The organism is Candidatus Eisenbacteria bacterium (assembly GCA_016867495.1).
In the GTDB taxonomy this organism is placed as follows: Bacteria; Eisenbacteria; RBG-16-71-46; order CAIMUX01; family VGJL01; genus VGJL01.
Window position 1 is genome coordinate 1 of record VGJL01000318.1, and the last position, 2,088, is coordinate 2,088.

Here is a 2,088-nt window from a genome sequence, read left to right on the forward strand (position 1 = left end):
GAGCCGCCCGTCCTCGGGACTGTCGATTCCGCGCGCGCGCGCGGCAACCGCGATCGCCCGATAGAGCGCCCCGGAGTCGATGTAGGCGAAGCCGAGTCTCTCCGCCACGAGTCGGGCGCTCGTCGTCTTTCCCGTTCCCGCAGGGCCGTCGATGGCGAGAAGGAAGTGGCGCCTCATGACACCGACGCTCCCAGTTGCACGATCCGGTCGATGAAGGTCGGGTCGGAGCTGGCGATCGGCCGAACATCCTCGATGACGACGGGCGCCTCGGCCGCGAGCCCCGCGACGATCCCCGCCATCGCGATTCTGTGATCGCCGCAGGGGTCGACCGCCCCACCCTTGAGCCTTCCGGCGCCCTCGATCCGAAGCCAGTCGGGCCCCGCCTCCACCCCGCAGCCGAGGGCGCGCAGCATCGCGGCGGTGGAGGCGATCCGATCGGACTCCTTCACCCTGAGCTCGGCGCAATCGCGGATGACGGTCTCCCCGTCGGCCATCGCGGCCGCGACGGCGAGCGCGGGCACCTCATCGATCATCCTCGGCAGGAGCGGCCCGGCGATCGAGACGCCGCGGAGCCTGCTCGCCCGCGCGCGAACGGTTCCGGTCGGCTCCGGCCCCGACGCCTCATCGGGGACGATCTCTACGTCCGCGCCCATTCTCTTCAGGATCTCGACGGCGCCCGTTCGGCCTGGATTGAGCAGAACTCCATCCAATCGGACATCCGAGCCCTCGACAAGAGCGGCGGCGACGATGTAGAAGGTCGCCGCGGACGGGTCGGAGGGCACGATCCACTCGAACCCCTCATGCCGGGGCACAGGAGCGCGCAGGACGACGCGACCCGCTTCTCGATCGACGGGAAGGCCAAGCCACTGGAGGAGCCTCTCGGTGTGGTCGCGCGTCTCGATGCGCTCCTCGATGATGAGCTCTCCCTCGGAGAGACCGAGGCCCGCGAGGAGCAGGCTTCCCTTCACCTGGGCGCTGGGCGCCTCGGGGGTGTGGCGGATCGCCCGCAGGCGCCCTCCGCGGATCTCGATCGGAGGGAACTCCTCGTCCCGAAGCACGATCTCCGCCCCCATCTCGCGCAGCGGCCGGGCAATCCGCCGCATCGGCCGTCGGTTGAGGGAGGCATCCCCCGTCAGGACGGCGCGGACGGGATGGCACGCCAGCAGGCCGCTCAGCAGGCGCATTCCCGTCCCCGAATTCCCCATCCTGAGGGGAGCCGCCGGGGTTCGAAGAGATCCGGTCGAGCCGGAGAGATCCCACCCGGTCGCGGCGTGGTCGATCCTCGCTCCCAGCTCGCGAAGGGCCCGCGCGGTGGCCACGCAGTCCGCTCCCGGGTTCGGATGGATCAGCCTCGATCGCCCTCGCGCGATGGCCCCCAGGATGAGCGCGCGATGGGTGAGGGACTTGTCTCCCACGGGACGCAGGACTCCACGCAGGGGGCGGCCAGGTCGAACGACAATCGCGTGCTCGGTCCGAACGCTCATTCCGAGCTTCCCGCGGGGGGGCGCTCCCTCGGGTACGATCCCAGGATGCGAAACCACTCGGTTGTGCCGCTCAACTCCTCCAGGGCATCGCGCACGACCGGGTCGCTTCGGTGTCCCTCGATCTCCAGCAGGAGGACGGCTTCGCCGGCCCCCACTGGCGTCCGGCGAGGTTCAACCCAGAGGAGGTTGATGCGACGGCGGACGAGAGTCTCTGTCAACTCGTGCAGCCGGCCCGGGCGGTCCGCGAGCAGAAGAAGGCATGATGTCTTGTCCTCGCCGGAAGGGGCGGCGTCCGCGCCGGCGAGGACGAGGAAGCGACGGAAGAGGAGCGGCTCGTCCTCGAGCCCTCCCTGCTTCCACACAAGGCCGGCGGCGGTCTCGAGCGCGCCGTATCCGAGAACGGCACCTCGACGCGCGATCGCGCGGCCGATCCCATCCTCGACCGACGCCGTCGGGATGAGCCGGATCTGCGAGGAGGCCTGCGCCACCCACCGCGAACAGACGGACATCATCCCCGGACAGACGAAGACGTTCTTCACGCCTCGCGCCTTCGGACGGGCGAAGAGCCCCGCGCGGCGAACGACGTAGAACTCTGCGAAGATCC

At 70.1% G+C, this 2,088-nt stretch carries 2 protein-coding genes; both read right to left on the bottom strand.

All coding sequences use genetic code 11. From position 1 onward, the window contains the following. The coding region (locus FJY88_13860; GenBank protein MBM3288412.1) for an AAA family ATPase at positions 1–177 on the bottom strand (177 nt) is incomplete at its 3' end. After that, positions 174–1,484: a 3-phosphoshikimate 1-carboxyvinyltransferase gene (gene aroA / locus FJY88_13865; GenBank protein ID MBM3288413.1), complete on the bottom strand. Its 1,311-nt coding sequence runs from the start codon at positions 1,482–1,484 to the stop codon at positions 174–176. The genes aroA and FJY88_13860, both read right to left, overlap by 4 nt. Between the last annotated feature and the right edge of the window lie 604 nt (positions 1,485–2,088).